This is a genomic window from Acetobacterium sp. KB-1 (genome assembly GCF_003260995.1).
GTDB classification, from domain to species: domain Bacteria; phylum Bacillota; class Clostridia; order Eubacteriales; family Eubacteriaceae; genus Acetobacterium; species Acetobacterium carbinolicum.
Window position 1 is genome coordinate 647,662 of record NZ_CP030040.1, and the last position, 13,350, is coordinate 661,011.

Here is a 13,350-nt window from a genome sequence, read left to right on the forward strand (position 1 = left end):
TATTGATTCTTATTAACTGACCCGATGGTCAATGGTATTAACGACATAATTAGCAAGTTTTTTAAGATCTTTGCCGACTTCTGATTTTGGCGCGTCCAAAACAATCGGAATTCCCTTGTTATGAGCGGTCGTCGCCGTCTTAAAATCAAAAGTAATGGTATTTTTAACCGACTCATTTAAAACCCGTTGCATATCTTTTAAACTGATCAGTCCCTTTGTTAGACGGTTGATCACTAATTCTGTTTTTTCTTTCTGCTGCAGCGACTCAAGAATATTGAGGGTGATTTTGGTATTGCGCAAAGTTGAGATATCCTGAACCGAAATCAATAGGATCAGGTTTGAATTCTCAAAAGCAGTCATGGTAATGTCACTAAACACCGGGGCTGTATCAATCAGAATATAATCATAAAAGGGTCGCATCGTGCTGATCATGGTTTCGATATTTTTTGGCGTCACATATTCGGCATACTCTGGACTCTTTGGTGCGCAGATAATGCTGACCCCCGAAAAATGCAAAGCCATCATCCGCTTAATGGCATCAATGTCCCCGGCATCATTACCCTGGGATAATTCAGAAATAGTATCCTTCGGGTCAATATCAAAATAAACATTGACATCCCCAAATTGAAGATCGGCATCAATAATTGCTACTTTCTTGCCCATTTTTGCCAGTGAGACGGCTAAATTTACCGTGAGCGTCGTTCTGCCAATCCCGCCTTTCGCACCAAATACCGTGATGATCCGGGATTGCATGTTATTTGATGCGGCAATATCAGAATTTTCCATCCGGGATTTTTCCATGTAGTGGGCTAATTCAATATTTTCTGCCAATGTCTCGGTATCAATCGGGAACTGCAGTACTTTTCTTATGCCAGCCAGCATGACTTTTTCAATCATACTCACATCAAAACTGTCACATAACAGGATTACTGCACAACCGGGAATTTTAATATAGATCTTTTCAGCCAAATTAATGGCCGCTTTGTAGTCGTTCTCGCACTGAATAATCATCACATGGGGTTTTAAACTAATAGATTTTTCCAGAGCATTTTCATCCAACTTTGAAAACCCGATAAATGCGAGCGTGTCGTTTCGTAGCAGGCTCTTAATTTCATAGATCCGATTGTCATTGTTTCCGACAATCATTACTTTTATCTTTTCCATCGGTTCACCCCATTTCATTCTTTAACTATTTAGCAAGTTTTCGGTCGGTTTATTAAAATGTTACGGTATAAAGGGTCGCGGGCCTAAAATTGTGTTGTCAACTGGGGATCTTAGAACCAGGAGATATTTAGGCGTTTGATCAATTGATAGCGCATAGGTTATTTTTTCTACGTCGCTTGCCGGAACAGAAACCGTAACCGAGGTGTACTCCCCGCCGCTATCGCCTGCGCTGCTTGGTCCAATCTTCAAAATTTCAATGTTTTCGACGACATACTCAGAAACAATTGTTTTATCATTTTTTATCCAGATGGTAACAAGATCGACACGATCACCTTTTGTTAAATAACCACCCACACCCTTTTCTTCATCAACCAGGATCGTTATTCCCCGATAATTTGGTTCAATGGAATAAGACAGATTATTGTTTTCCTGGTTGGTATCGCTTAACCGAGTTGTCAGAATCTGTTCATTGGCTTCAATGTTTTCTTTGGTAATCCGGCCTAAAACATCTTCCAGATTGGCAATTGCCAATTGATGCACCATTTCAACGGGAATCTCTGCGGTTTTTAGCATTTCTTTTTCAATAACGGTGCCTTTGGGAATCGTCTTTATCGCTAAAACAACCGCTTGAGTTTCCTGGTTCTTTCCTTTTTCCAGCGAAGTAGCAAACTGAAAAACGGCAAATCCGGTAATCAATGATACAATCAAGGCGATTATGATGAGTTTTTTCATAAATTTCTCCATTCGACTGATTAATGGTTTATATTAATATATACCCATAATTTAATTAATAATTATTCTGACAGGATCAAATTATATAATCCAAAATCTCCTTCTGTGCCTTCCCCGACATTGCTTCCCGAAGAGGCGCCATTTGATACCATATTTAAGAATGATCCAGTAATATAACCATCATTCGTCTGGTTTTCCAGAAGAAATGCGGCAAAGCCCTCCACCACCACTGTTTTTTTATCGACGCCAAAGGAATAAACGGGAACCTTGACAATTCTCGGACAAGACGCCTCAAAGTTCTCTGTGGTACAGCCATCACCGCCACTGAGAGCTCCAAAATGGGTACAGGATGCATACCGTTCCTCAAAGCCCTGATAGGTGGGACCCACCATATTTCCACTTTCTTCCAACAGCACGTCACCTACGCTGATTTCGCCAGCATAACCCTGGGTAATCCAGATTCGATAGTCGCTGGCTCCGCCCCCTTGTCCATCAAGATCCAGGGCACCAAAGAATGAGGTTGAGCCGCTTTGGATGCCATATTTTAAGGTAACATGAGTCAGGTTGTTGCTGGCAATTCGGGCATCCATTTCTTCTTTGGTCAAACCAATGGGGGCAACCCCACTGGTTCGGATGACCGGAGAAAGTTTTGCGACAGCACTTCTTGAAAGATCAAGATAGTCAATCCCAAATATTTTGGCAAAATACATGGGGACAGTGTTATCAACGGTTACCCGTATTTCCGTGTATTGGCCATTGCTGATTTTACCTAAAACAATATCGTCTTGCGTTAAATCTTCAAATCCATTCAGGCTGGTATAATCAACGGCACTATTTTTTATCTGATTGACCTTTACCGTATTGCCGGTTTCAATGGGTAGCAACCGTCCCGCTGAATACACCGCCGCATCGGCCGCTTTTTGCTGTTCCCCGGTGCTTAAATAGGCCAATCCCAGATCGATCACCAATGCCAATATTCCAAATATAAAAACCATCGATACGGCTACAATAATCAATGCGTCGCCATGTTCTTCATTTTCTATCCTTTTAAAAGGTCGGTATTTATTGAAAACTTCGATTAATTTTTTCATTTACTCTACCTTCATGGTACAGGATGAAGAAAGATTCATGGTTTCACCCTGGACGAAAACACCGACAATTGGTGTTAGAATAGCAATATCATCGCTAATCTCAATTACCACATCTCCAAGACGAGGGTTTGAGACATTCGTAAAAGTAATGTCGATATCAACTGTACTGGCAATGTTCTCCGGAGCAATCGTCCGGATATGCTCTTCAATTGCTGTTTTACTGGTTGAATTAACGATCGCATAGCGTGCACCCTCTCGGGAGGCATAATCAATACTATTCTGGTTCATAAACAACCAACCAAAATCGATGATTCCACACAAAATCATAATCAAAATTGGCAAGGTTAATGCAAGCTCAACAATGGCCTGTCCGTCTTCTTTTTTTATTTTTTTGATTATGTTTGCAAACATTTTCCCTCCCCGATCATTTATAAAAATGATCTTATTATTAAGTCCTTTTGAACCCAACCTATGTCAATTGTTGAATTCATTAAAAAAGGCATATTGATTACGTCTGACAGAAATCTCTACTCTGACGTTGCCAATATGCCACTAGTTTCTTCACCGCAAACGCAATAACTACCAATAGATTTTATAATGCTAATTGGGTTCCAATATCCGTAAAGAATTGGCCAATTTGTGGTCCTAATAACCAGATAGCAGCAATGGCTGCCAAGGCGATCCCGGCAATGATTAATCCATATTCAACCAAACCCTGTCCATCTTCTTCCCTCATCATGTTTGTAAACAAATTTTTCATTTTAGTTCTCCTTTTAATTTTTTTGTGTTCGTTTTGTCAGTTGTGTGCACTATTGCTTTTTCTAAAGTGCCAACTGAGTTCCAATATCCGTAAAGAATTGACCAATCTGTGGTCCTAACAACCAAATTGCGGCAATTGCGGCTAATGCGATCCCGGCAATGATTAATCCATATTCAACCAAACCCTGTCCATCTTCTTCTTTCATCATTCGTACAAATACGCTTTTCATTTTATTTTCTCCTTTTAATATATTATTTATTAGTCTAACTAATAAGTTCTGTCATGCTGCTAATTGAGTGCCGATGTCAGTAAACATTTGGCCGATTTGTGGTCCTAATAACCAGATGGCAGCAATAGCAGCTAGTGCGATCCCCGTTATGATTAGTCCATATTCAACCAGCCCCTGTCCGTCCTCTGTTCTAATTATCCTTGACAATGCATTTTTCATTTCTTTTTTCTCCCTTAATAATTGTTGATTAAATTTCGTAATCGTTAACATTTATTTTCAATCCTTAAAATAACATTCCAAATTCAAATAGATGATCGTTTGCATTTATAAGATTTATAACTAAAACTGAGACAAAACCGGATGCCATAAACGGTCCCAAGGCAACCTTTGATTTTAAATTACCTTTTCTTCTGATAATCAGATAAATTGTGTAGATCATCAAAAAGAATGTCATAATCATAATTGCCGATATAATGCCATATACCCCTAAACAAAAACCAACTGCCGCTGCATATTTTACGTCTCCCCAACCAGCACCCTTTCCGATCATTGCTGGTAAGAAGAAAATAATAAAACCAATCACTAAACCAAAAATATTCATCCCGATACTTGTAATGGGTTACCTTGTTATGACAAAGGCTCCACCGACGAAGATGGTCATTAATACCAGTTCGTTGGGGATTTTTTTTATGCTGATGTCTACTACCGAAAGAATGATACAGATTGAAAAGAGCATCATATATTCCAGTGTTTTTGCTTCAAGTCCATTCAGTTTTACAAAGACTAACCAAACAAATGCATTCATTATCGCCCAAAAGATTGTTTTTGAAACACTGCCTGAAAATTGAGGGTGCTTCAGAATATTAACTCTTTGCTTGATCAAGTATACAGAAGATTTTTCCATCAAAGCGCCAACGACAGCTCCGGTTAATAAAACCAGTACAGTTATTGCAAATTGGTTCATCAGCTCACCTCCAGTAATTTTTGGTAATAAAAAAGCAACGATTTACGCGTTGCACTAAAGGCGAATTAAATACACCTAAAATCTGCAACTGGCTGTCATATAAAAAATTATTTAGACCCTATAGCTTTGCGTCCTCACCTTTCGGTAAGTTTGCCGAATATTAAATTGTCCAACAGGAGAAAACTAGAATAAAAAAACAACGCTCTGACACGTTGCACTAAATACACCATATAATGATGTTATCTTGCAACTGGCTGTCATATAAAAAATTACTTAGACCCTAAAGCTTTGCGTCCTTACCTTTCGATAAGTTTGCTAAATATTCTATTGAGATCATGATAGTTCATTGTATTTGATATGTCAAGAGAATTATTTGCTATATTTTAAATACCGAGCATATTAAAGAGTAATATTTTGCACATTATTTTTTATTTGTCATACTAAACATAAAGATACGAATTCATTATGTTCGTCGATGTTTCTCAACATTCATTCGATTATCCTTAAATTATGTTGCATCTAATTGTTATATAGTTATCAATATTATCTTTTATTATGATAATCTAATATTATTGCCATTCTTTAGAAATGTTAATTTTTAATGCTGCAAATACTTAAGCCATCGAAAAAAAAAACACGCTAACCTCAGAGATGATTTTATAGTTATAATTTTTACATAAATACATTTGTTCGCCTTGTTGTATTCCCTCTAAAAAATACTTAATAAATAATTAAGTATTTGACACAGAAAGCAGACTGTGTTACATTTTGATTATGTTAGCAACATCTAACATATATTTAAACTGGAGGTTATCTTATGAGCATTGTTATCATTGGCGGAAATGATCGTATGATTTATCAATATAAAGACCTATGTAAAGAGTATAACTGCCGTGCCAAGGTATTCACTCAAATGCAGGGTGCCCTGAAAAAGAAAATCGGAGTTCCTGATCTAATCGTATTATTTACTGGAACCGTCTCTCATAAAATGGTTAACTGTGCGACCTTTGAAGCGAAAAGACTTAACTTGCCGCTCGCTCGATCGCATACAAGTAGCTTATCTGCATTACGTAGCATTTTAGATGAGCACTGTTCTGTGTGCGAAAAACGGGACAAGTGCCATTTAAAAACGATATCCCGCGGAGTGTAACAATGAGTACTTTTGAGGAAGAAATTATCCGACACTGCTCTCCAACTCTAGCTGGAATCAAAACTGGGAATTTATTTAGCTATTCTTTCGATGATCACGATCAGTTGATTAATCAAATCACCAATTGGAACAATACTTTGAATGCTCGTGGAGTTTATTTTGAACGATTAAAAACCAATCGAAATCGTGTTCTTCTGTACGTCTACCGTAAAAATAGACTTAACCGTGACCTCTCATGTCCCAAAGTCGAACGTTTTTTAAACAAAATTGGCTATCCAACAGGGGATCTTGAATCGTGTTTGGCATTTTTATCAGAACGCATTCACGACTCAGCAGATTTCCCCCATGAAATTGGCTTGTTCTTGAGCTATCCTTTTGAAGATGTAGAAGGCTTTATCCAAAACGAAGGAAAAAACTGTAAACATTGCGGTTACTGGAAAGTCTATTGTAATGCGAACGAAAAAATTAAACTTTTCAGCAAATATAAAAAATGCGCGACAAAATATTATCAATGCCTTCTCAAGGGATCTTCGATCATACGTTTAACAGTAGCCGCGTAAGAATTTCTTAGACATTTTGACTTATTTTAGGCAATAGGTTTAAGTGATTTTTCTTCTTTATTGATTACGACAGCTTCTTTGGGACTTAAGCATTTCTGAATACAATATTTCTTAATTAATTCATAATCAAAAATATAGTAATAGAGCGTATCTTCAATCAGCTCCCACAATGATTATTTAATTCCGAATAATCTCAATTTTATAACCATCCGGATCAGTTATAAAATAATAACGGGGTTTCCCATCGCCACTCAGTCCTTTTAGCGGTGTTGGCTTATAGCCCTTTGCTTCGTGAGTTGCAAAAGACGCCTCAAGATCATCAACGAGCACCGCTAAATGACCATAGGCCGTCCCCAAATCATAAGGGAGTGCTTGCCCATAGTTAAAGGTCAGTTCCAACTGATGGCTGTTAGAACGGCCATCCCCTAAAAACACCAAGGTGAATTCATAAGTTGGTTCGTCCCGTCGCTTCACTTCCTCAAATCCTAGTGCTTCTTTGTAAAACGCTAAAGATCGTTCCAAATCCAATACCCGAATCATCGTATGTGCCATTTTGTAATTTCCCATAATAGTCTCCTTATAACTTAATTTATTCCTATATCACTTTCTGTATCACTTTTTTTAATATTTCAGCTAAGCTCTCTACAACCTCTGGATCGTAGTGAGATATCTGTCCATATCGTCATCCTTCTTCCGTTGCATTTAGACACTTTTCAGGCTCCAGAATCCCTTGTCATAACATTTCTACGCTAAACATTTAGTGGTGCTCACCGGCACATCCTTCGGTACCTTCGAAATTTCTAAGCAACGGCAAGGTCCGTTTCTTCATCAATTCCAGGACTTCCCAACCGGAATGACCGGCTCCAAGAAACCGGGTCAAGCAAGCGTCAGCCAAAAGATCAAAGGCCGATTGACTTTTGAAGTTACCAGTGATAATTCCTTCACAGTTCAAATCAATGATTCTTTGAGCCAGCTGCTCTGCTGTTAAATCCTCAATTTTTTCAATTGACTCGATCGCAGTCTCTGACCGTCGGACCACCAATAAATACTGGCTGGTATCAAATTCAGAAGCAACCGATGACTCCAGTTCTTTTCCATTCATAGTCATTGCAATTTTCATATTTATCTCCAATCTTTTTAATTTGTTAACGTATTTTTTTAATTCAGAGGGGTGAGCATGGTTTTATAAAAGGCATAAGCTTTGGAAGATTTTCCAATGCAGTAACCGATATAATGATCCAACAGATCATTTATTTTTATCACCTCGACGGTGCTTACTTCCCGATCTTTTAGCTGTTTGATCGGCTGTCCTAAAAAATCCCGGAGTAGTTTTAACATCGTGGGGCTCAGCTTATAGAGGTATCCCTCGGTTGGTTCCTGACAGTCACTGCAAATGACCCCATTGTTTTCAATGCTGAAGAGGCTTAAATCTTGATCATTCTGACACATCATACATGTTTTTAGACCTGGGCGGTAGCCTAAATAACTAACTAGTTTCATTTGAAAGGCGCCCACCAGAACCAGGTCGTTTTTTGCTGTTCCAGCTGATATATAAAACAATACGTGAAGGAGTAGTTTTAAAATTTCCGGGCTTTTCTGAAAAAATTCATAGGCATTATACATCAGATCCAGTAAATAAGAAGCCAAGGCCATTTTAGTCAGATCATTCCGCAATGGATAAAAGGCCTCAATTAAATTGGACTGATTGATGATGCCAAAATTCTTACCGGGATAATAAACAAATTCACTATAGGCAAAGATCTGGGTGCTGGCCAGAAGGCCACTTTTCTGACGTCGGACACCACGGGCAATACATTGAATCTTACCATCATCTTCGGTGAAGATGGTCAGAATTTTATCCTGTTCTTTATAGGGCTGTTCTTTAATGACCAGTCCTTTTGTTTTAATCAGAGCCATAATTCTCCCAACTAGAGGATTTATTCAAAATAGCCTAAATCTTTCAAATCAAAATTCTTATCCCGCCAATCGGATCGCACCTTTACCCATAACTGTAGATTGATCTGCGATTTCAGAAAAAACTCAATATCTTTCCGGGCTTGAGTACCAATTTTGGTCAGCATGGAGCCACCTTTGCCGATCAGGATGCCCTTGTGAGTTTTTCGCTCACAGAAAATGGTGGCTTCAATGTCAATGGTATCCTTTCCCTTACGGGGTTTCATGGTGGTAACTTCCACCGCAATGCCGTGGGGAACCTCATCATTTAAAAGGTTCAGAAGTTTTTCGCGGATCAATTCCTGAACAATCCAACGCTCTGATTGGTCAATGATCATATCGGCCGGGAAAAACATCGGACCCGGACTAAGCAGTCCAGTAATAAGTTTCAAAAGCTCTTTAACCCCATCTCCCGAAACCGCGGAAATGGGAATGATTGCGTTGAGAAAATCATATTTTTGATAAGCCGCAATGGTGATTAAAACATCCTCTTTGGGAAGTAGATCAATTTTATTGATCACTAAGATAACCGGTGTCTTACTGGCTTTTAGTTTTTCCAGAATATACTGATCCCCAGGTCCGATTTTTGTTTCCGGCTCGACCAGATATAAAACCACATCCACATCGGATACAGTATTTTCCGCGGCTTTTTGCATGTAGTCACCTAACCGGTTTTTGGGTCGGTGCATCCCCGGGGTATCAATAAAAACCATCTGGGCCTGTTCATCGGTATAAATGCAACGGATAGCATTTCGGGTCGTTTGTGGTTTAGCTGAGGTAATCACCAGCTTTTCTCCCATTATATTATTAAGCAAGGTCGATTTCCCCACATTTGGGCGACCGACGATGCTGATAAATCCGGATTTAAAGTTTTCGTTCATTGTTCACATTCTTTCTTTGGCTAAAAAAACCAATTGATAATTTTTGGTAAAAAGATAATCAGCCCCACACAAACCGACATAATTGCGGCCACCATAACAGCCCCTGCAGCTGTATCCTTGGCAACTTTGGCCAGATGATGGTATTCCTCAGTATAAAGATCCACCAGGGTTTCGATAGCTGTATTGATGATCTCCAGGATAAAAACAAATCCAATCATAATCACTAATGACAGCCATTCATAGCTTTCAATTTGAAAAACAAAACCAAAGGCAATGGTGATAAATCCAACACCAAAGTGAATCCGCATGTTGGGCTGGGTTTTAAGGGTATAGAGAATACCTTCAACGGCAAAAGAAAAACTCTTTTTTAACTTTCTTCTAATCTCTCCCACCTCCTGATTTTTACTGTTTGGATAAAACACGACGACACGTTTCAGGTTGGACGGGTAATCTAGTCGTCACCCATAATTTCCTTTTCGATGCGTCTCATTTCGGATTTTTCGTCCTCCTCCATATGGTCATAGCCCAACAGGTGTAGAACACTATGCACCGATAAATAAGAAAGCTCCCGGGTTAGGCTGTTTCCGTACTCCTTGGCTTGAGCTTCGGCCTGCTGGATACAGATGACAATATCTCCAAGCAGCAAAGGCAGAAAAGGATTATCCTTAATGATTGCTTCGCGATGAAGGATGAAATCCTCATGCATGGGAAAGGACAGCACATCGGTAATCGTATCTTTGCCCCGATAGTCTCTGTTTAGATCCTTTATTTCGGTGGTATTGACAAATGAAAAACTCACTTCGCACTCTACTCCAATTTCTTGATCAAGGAGTGTCCGCATCATAGCGTCTTCAATTTCTTCCAGGATGATGTCTGTAATTTCAAACTCACTGCGATTATCATAAGCGACTACGAGCATATTATTTCCTCTCCGGTTTCATTTCTTTTTAGTGGCCGCTTTCGCTTTCGCTTCTTCTCTTGCAGCTGATCGCATGGCAGATTTTTTAGCATCTGTCAATGGCGTCTGGTCAGGGATCAACTCATCATAAGGTGGGGTTGTCATGTGAGAGAGCATACCGAAACCATGGTTAAAGTCAATTATCGTAATACTTCCTAATTTAATGTCAAAATGCCATTTACAGTCAAGCGGTAAATTTAGCATATTGGTGAGCATCCCGTGAATGGTTCCACCATGGGCAACCATTAAAACTGTTTCGCCTTCATTCAATTCTGCTAAAAATTCAGCGCAAAGATCATGATATTCCCGCTGGCTCTGACCCTCAGGGACAGCATAATCTATATAACTCGACATCCATTGATCCCATTCGGTCTGGAAGATTTCAATGCACTCATCCCGAGTTTTGCCTTCGAAAATGCCAAAGTTGAACTCCCGGAGACGATGATCCACCTGAATCTCCTTACCCGTGGATTGACCTACTGCCTGAGCAATTTTCAAAGCCCGTGAGGTTGGACTAGCATAAATTTTGTCAAATGACAGTTTCTCATTCAGGGCGATCAGTTCTTCTACCAACAATACCTTCATCGCCTCGCCCCGAGGAGTATAGTCTGATTCGGTGTGGCCGTTGAGGCGATGCTCCACGTTTCCATATGTTTCTACATGTCTTACCAGTATAAGTTTCATTTTTTCTTCCTTATGTAATTTTAAACTTTTCTCTATTATAACTCATTTTAATCAGGGAAACCAAATTTTTTTGCCAAGCGCTATCTTTTTAGTTATAATTAATAAAGTACCTGAGAAAGGAAGTCACCATGGAAAAAACTAAAAAAAAATCTCTTTTCGCTGATCTTAGTCTTGTGGCCGTGGCATTTGTTTGGGGCAGTGGTTTTGTCGCTTCGAAAAACGCCCTTGGTTCAATGTCACCGATAATGCTAATGGCGGTCAGGTTTACGGTAGCGGCCCTTCTATCCGGATTTATCTTTCGAAAAAATTTGAGAAAAATCTCTAAAGAAACCATTAAGGCCGGTTGTATGATAGGCTTCTTTCTGTTCACCGCCTTTGCCGCCCAGATGATTGGACTACAATATATGCTCGCCGGTAAGCAAGCTTTTCTGACGGCCACCAATGTCATCATGGTCCCCTTTATTTATTGGGCGGTAAAAAAACAACGGCCTGATTACTACAATTTTGTGGCAGCCTTTACGATGCTGATAGGTCTGGCCCTGCTGACGATGGATTTTTCTGTTGGTTTTTCTTTTAATCCCGGGGATGTTTTGACGTTGCTATGTGCCTTTTTATTTGCCTGTCACATTGTGGTGGTGGGCATTTACTCAAAACAGCATGACCCCATTGCCCTGACTGTGATTCAACTTTGCTTTGCTGCTGTGGTCTCTTTGGGTTACGTTTTTATTTCGGGCGAGTTTACCCTAGACATACCTGTGCCCGGTCTTTTAAATGGCTTGTATCTGGGGATATTCTGTACCTTTCTGGCCTTTTTGGGACAAACGGTGGCTCAGAAATATACCAATTCCACTCATGCCGCTATTATCCTCAGTCTGGAAGCCGTTTTTGGAAGTATTCTATCAATTATTATCCTTGGAGATACGTTTACGTTGACGATGTTCTTAGGCTGCCTAGTGATTTTTTTGGGGATCCTTACCGCTGAAACCAAGTGGTCTTTTCTTAAGAAACTATTTCTTAAAACAAAACCTAAAAATCCAGAAAAACTGACTGAGATTTAGCTTTTTCTTTACAGATTAATTCCCGATATGCTATGATAACCTCCAATTGCAAGAAAAATTGCAGAGGAGGTTTTTTTTGAAAACTCAATTTAATATTGGAAATCTCGAATTTTCAAAGCCCATTGTCCAAGGTGGTATGGGGATTGGTATTTCCCTTTCCAAGTTGGCTGGATACGTCTCAAAATTTGGTGGCCTCGGGGTCGTCTCTGCTGTAGAAATGGGCAGTAATTACCCCAATTACCAGAAAAATCCTAAAGCGGCCAACCGACAGGCCATGGAGGACCACTTTAAACGTGCCAAAGAAATATCTGGCAATCGCCCCATTGGGATAAATATTATGGTGGCTTTAACCCAATACGAGCAACTGGTTAAAGATGCTGTCCAAACTGGTTATGACATTGTTTTTGCCGGAGCGGGTCTACCTTTAACCCTTCCAGAACTGACCCGCGATTCCTTAACTAAAATTGCTCCAATTATTTCATCTAAACGGGTGGCCAAACTGATTTTAAAACACTGGTGGCGTCACTATGAAGTTGCTCCAGATGCCATTGTCCTGGAAGGCCCCTTGGCTGGTGGTCATTTAGGCTTTAAACCTGAAGATCTCGTCCCAGAACGACTGGCCCAACAGGCCTTGCCCTCGCTGATTCCCGGCGTGCTTGAAGAAATCAAACCTTATGAAGATTTGGTTGGGCGGCAAATCCCATTAATTGCCGGTGGCGGTATTACCTCAGCCACTGATGTCCGGGATACCCTGGAAGCTGGTGCCGATGCCGCACAAATTGGTTCTCGATTCGTGGCGACTAAAGAATGTGATGCCTCCCCGGTTTTTAAAGAAGCGCTTGTCAAAGCCAAACAATCCGATATTGAAATCATCGTTAGTCCCGCCGGTTTGCCAGGCCGGGCAATTCATAACCACTTTCTGGAAGAGGTTAAAGCAGGGCTGCGACATCCTGTTAATTGTCCCATTAATTGCATAAAATCATGCGATTATAAAACGGCTCCCTACTGTATTGCCCTTGCTCTGATTGCCGGAAAACAGGGTGATCTGGAGAATGGCTATGTTTTTTCCGGGGCTAATGCATATAAAATCACTGAAATCACAACTGTGGAAGCCTTAATTGACGAATTGACAAAAGAATTAAGTCACTAATCTGGTCTTTAGTCAT

General features: G+C 39.9%; 20 protein-coding genes and 2 riboswitches. Of the genes, 4 read left to right on the top strand and 16 right to left on the bottom strand.

The features are described 5' to 3' along the window. Window positions 1-12 precede the first annotated feature (12 nt). From DOZ58_RS19155 to DOZ58_RS03090, 9 genes are all read right to left on the bottom strand, one after another. Window positions 13-1,164, bottom strand: coding sequence for an AAA family ATPase (locus DOZ58_RS19155; protein WP_305781828.1), 1,152 nt, complete (start codon window positions 1,162-1,164; stop codon window positions 13-15). Between the two features lie 60 nt (window positions 1,165-1,224). Then, entirely contained in the window at window positions 1,225-1,896 is a 672-nt protein-coding gene (gene cpaB / locus DOZ58_RS03055) for a Flp pilus assembly protein CpaB (protein WP_162624395.1), read from the bottom strand. 62 nt (window positions 1,897-1,958) lie between these two features. Continuing rightward, window positions 1,959-2,987: a Tad domain-containing protein gene (locus tag DOZ58_RS03060; RefSeq protein WP_111886958.1), complete on the bottom strand. Its 1,029-nt coding sequence runs from the start codon at window positions 2,985-2,987 to the stop codon at window positions 1,959-1,961. Continuing rightward, window positions 2,988-3,398 carry a TadE/TadG family type IV pilus assembly protein gene (locus DOZ58_RS03065; RefSeq protein ID WP_111886959.1) on the bottom strand — a complete coding sequence of 137 codons (411 nt, stop codon included), beginning with the start codon at window positions 3,396-3,398 and terminating at the stop codon, window positions 2,988-2,990. 181 nt (window positions 3,399-3,579) lie between these two features. Then, window positions 3,580-3,747, bottom strand: a complete 168-nt coding sequence (locus tag DOZ58_RS03070; RefSeq protein WP_111886960.1) for a Flp family type IVb pilin — start codon at window positions 3,745-3,747, stop codon at window positions 3,580-3,582. 61 nt (window positions 3,748-3,808) lie between these two features. After that, entirely contained in the window at window positions 3,809-3,976 is a 168-nt protein-coding gene (locus tag DOZ58_RS03075; protein WP_111886961.1) for a Flp family type IVb pilin, read from the bottom strand. 51 nt (window positions 3,977-4,027) lie between these two features. Beyond that, window positions 4,028-4,246, bottom strand: coding sequence for a Flp family type IVb pilin (locus DOZ58_RS03080; protein WP_242988588.1), 219 nt, complete (start codon window positions 4,244-4,246; stop codon window positions 4,028-4,030). Window positions 4,247-4,259: 13 nt separating this feature from the next. Beyond that, a complete protein-coding gene (locus DOZ58_RS03085) occupies window positions 4,260-4,577 on the bottom strand; it encodes a hypothetical protein (RefSeq protein WP_111886962.1) in 318 nt (105 codons plus the stop codon). 18 nt (window positions 4,578-4,595) lie between these two features. Continuing rightward, window positions 4,596-4,940: a hypothetical protein gene (locus DOZ58_RS03090; protein WP_111886963.1), complete on the bottom strand. Its 345-nt coding sequence runs from the start codon at window positions 4,938-4,940 to the stop codon at window positions 4,596-4,598. 80 nt (window positions 4,941-5,020) lie between these two features. Further along, window positions 5,021-5,105: riboswitch (cyclic di-GMP riboswitch) on the bottom strand. Between the two features lie 77 nt (window positions 5,106-5,182). Further along, a riboswitch (cyclic di-GMP riboswitch) is annotated at window positions 5,183-5,267 on the bottom strand. A gap of 490 nt (window positions 5,268-5,757) precedes the next feature. Here DOZ58_RS03090 and DOZ58_RS03095 point away from each other — a divergent pair. Both DOZ58_RS03095 and DOZ58_RS03100 read left to right on the top strand, forming a co-directional pair. Beyond that, window positions 5,758-6,090, top strand: a complete 333-nt coding sequence (locus DOZ58_RS03095; protein WP_111886964.1) for a DUF2325 domain-containing protein — start codon at window positions 5,758-5,760, stop codon at window positions 6,088-6,090. A 2-nt stretch (window positions 6,091-6,092) separates the two neighbouring features. Next, window positions 6,093-6,650 carry a DUF3793 family protein gene (locus DOZ58_RS03100; protein ID WP_111886965.1) on the top strand — a complete coding sequence of 186 codons (558 nt, stop codon included), beginning with the start codon at window positions 6,093-6,095 and terminating at the stop codon, window positions 6,648-6,650. 177 nt (window positions 6,651-6,827) lie between these two features. On the opposite strand, the gene DOZ58_RS03105 is transcribed toward DOZ58_RS03100, so the two are convergent. From DOZ58_RS03105 to DOZ58_RS03135, 7 genes are all read right to left on the bottom strand, one after another. Beyond that, a complete protein-coding gene (locus DOZ58_RS03105; protein ID WP_111886966.1) occupies window positions 6,828-7,217 on the bottom strand; it encodes a VOC family protein in 390 nt (129 codons plus the stop codon). Window positions 7,218-7,407: 190 nt separating this feature from the next. Next, complete coding sequence (locus tag DOZ58_RS03110) at window positions 7,408-7,770, bottom strand: NifB/NifX family molybdenum-iron cluster-binding protein (RefSeq protein ID WP_111886967.1); 363 nt, start codon at window positions 7,768-7,770, stop codon at window positions 7,408-7,410. Between the two features lie 38 nt (window positions 7,771-7,808). After that, complete coding sequence (recO, locus tag DOZ58_RS03115) at window positions 7,809-8,567, bottom strand: DNA repair protein RecO (protein ID WP_111886968.1); 759 nt, start codon at window positions 8,565-8,567, stop codon at window positions 7,809-7,811. Window positions 8,568-8,587: 20 nt separating this feature from the next. Beyond that, window positions 8,588-9,484: a GTPase Era gene (gene era, locus DOZ58_RS03120; protein WP_111886969.1), complete on the bottom strand. Its 897-nt coding sequence runs from the start codon at window positions 9,482-9,484 to the stop codon at window positions 8,588-8,590. 20 nt (window positions 9,485-9,504) lie between these two features. Continuing rightward, window positions 9,505-9,876 (bottom strand): diacylglycerol kinase family protein, encoded by a 372-nt coding sequence (locus DOZ58_RS03125; RefSeq protein WP_111889665.1) that lies wholly within the window; start codon window positions 9,874-9,876, stop codon window positions 9,505-9,507. A 59-nt stretch (window positions 9,877-9,935) separates the two neighbouring features. Continuing rightward, window positions 9,936-10,403 (bottom strand): rRNA maturation RNase YbeY, encoded by a 468-nt coding sequence (ybeY, locus tag DOZ58_RS03130; protein WP_111886970.1) that lies wholly within the window; start codon window positions 10,401-10,403, stop codon window positions 9,936-9,938. An 18-nt stretch (window positions 10,404-10,421) separates the two neighbouring features. Continuing rightward, complete coding sequence (locus DOZ58_RS03135; protein ID WP_111886971.1) at window positions 10,422-11,126, bottom strand: histidine phosphatase family protein; 705 nt, start codon at window positions 11,124-11,126, stop codon at window positions 10,422-10,424. A 128-nt stretch (window positions 11,127-11,254) separates the two neighbouring features. On the opposite strand from DOZ58_RS03135, the gene DOZ58_RS03140 reads away from it, so the two are divergent. Together DOZ58_RS03140 and DOZ58_RS03145 are read left to right on the top strand one after the other, a co-directional pair. After that, complete coding sequence (locus DOZ58_RS03140; protein WP_111886972.1) at window positions 11,255-12,184, top strand: DMT family transporter; 930 nt, start codon at window positions 11,255-11,257, stop codon at window positions 12,182-12,184. Window positions 12,185-12,260: 76 nt separating this feature from the next. Next, the gene (locus tag DOZ58_RS03145) at window positions 12,261-13,334 is read left to right on the top strand and encodes a nitronate monooxygenase family protein (RefSeq protein ID WP_111886973.1); all 1,074 of its coding nucleotides are present in this window, start codon (window positions 12,261-12,263) and stop codon (window positions 13,332-13,334) included. Window positions 13,335-13,350: the final 16 nt, after the last annotated feature.

What these genes read in the sequence shown, in the direction of transcription:
- cpaB (WP_162624395.1), bottom strand. Translation starts at nt 1,896, where the DNA reads ATGAAAAAACTCATCATAATCGCCTTGATTGTATCATTGATTACCGGA.
- DOZ58_RS03105 (WP_111886966.1), bottom strand. Translation starts at nt 7,217, where the DNA reads ATGGGAAATTACAAAATGGCACATACGATGATTCGGGTATTGGATTTG.
- DOZ58_RS03110 (WP_111886967.1), bottom strand. Translation starts at nt 7,770, where the DNA reads ATGAAAATTGCAATGACTATGAATGGAAAAGAACTGGAGTCATCGGTT.
- DOZ58_RS03090 (WP_111886963.1), bottom strand. Translation starts at nt 4,940, where the DNA reads ATGAACCAATTTGCAATAACTGTACTGGTTTTATTAACCGGAGCTGTC.
- recO (WP_111886968.1), bottom strand. Translation starts at nt 8,567, where the DNA reads ATGGCTCTGATTAAAACAAAAGGACTGGTCATTAAAGAACAGCCCTAT.
- DOZ58_RS03065 (WP_111886959.1), bottom strand. Translation starts at nt 3,398, where the DNA reads ATGTTTGCAAACATAATCAAAAAAATAAAAAAAGAAGACGGACAGGCC.
- DOZ58_RS03070 (WP_111886960.1), bottom strand. Translation starts at nt 3,747, where the DNA reads ATGAAAAATTTGTTTACAAACATGATGAGGGAAGAAGATGGACAGGGT.
- DOZ58_RS03085 (WP_111886962.1), bottom strand. Translation starts at nt 4,577, where the DNA reads ATGAATATTTTTGGTTTAGTGATTGGTTTTATTATTTTCTTCTTACCA.
- DOZ58_RS03060 (WP_111886958.1), bottom strand. Translation starts at nt 2,987, where the DNA reads ATGAAAAAATTAATCGAAGTTTTCAATAAATACCGACCTTTTAAAAGG.
- era (WP_111886969.1), bottom strand. Translation starts at nt 9,484, where the DNA reads ATGAACGAAAACTTTAAATCCGGATTTATCAGCATCGTCGGTCGCCCA.
- DOZ58_RS03100 (WP_111886965.1), top strand. Translation starts at nt 6,093, where the DNA reads ATGAGTACTTTTGAGGAAGAAATTATCCGACACTGCTCTCCAACTCTA.
- DOZ58_RS03135 (WP_111886971.1), bottom strand. Translation starts at nt 11,126, where the DNA reads ATGAAACTTATACTGGTAAGACATGTAGAAACATATGGAAACGTGGAG.
- DOZ58_RS03140 (WP_111886972.1), top strand. Translation starts at nt 11,255, where the DNA reads ATGGAAAAAACTAAAAAAAAATCTCTTTTCGCTGATCTTAGTCTTGTG.
- DOZ58_RS03075 (WP_111886961.1), bottom strand. Translation starts at nt 3,976, where the DNA reads ATGAAAAGCGTATTTGTACGAATGATGAAAGAAGAAGATGGACAGGGT.
- DOZ58_RS19155 (WP_305781828.1), bottom strand. Translation starts at nt 1,164, where the DNA reads ATGGAAAAGATAAAAGTAATGATTGTCGGAAACAATGACAATCGGATC.
- DOZ58_RS03095 (WP_111886964.1), top strand. Translation starts at nt 5,758, where the DNA reads ATGAGCATTGTTATCATTGGCGGAAATGATCGTATGATTTATCAATAT.
- ybeY (WP_111886970.1), bottom strand. Translation starts at nt 10,403, where the DNA reads ATGCTCGTAGTCGCTTATGATAATCGCAGTGAGTTTGAAATTACAGAC.
- DOZ58_RS03080 (WP_242988588.1), bottom strand. Translation starts at nt 4,246, where the DNA reads ATGTTAACGATTACGAAATTTAATCAACAATTATTAAGGGAGAAAAAA.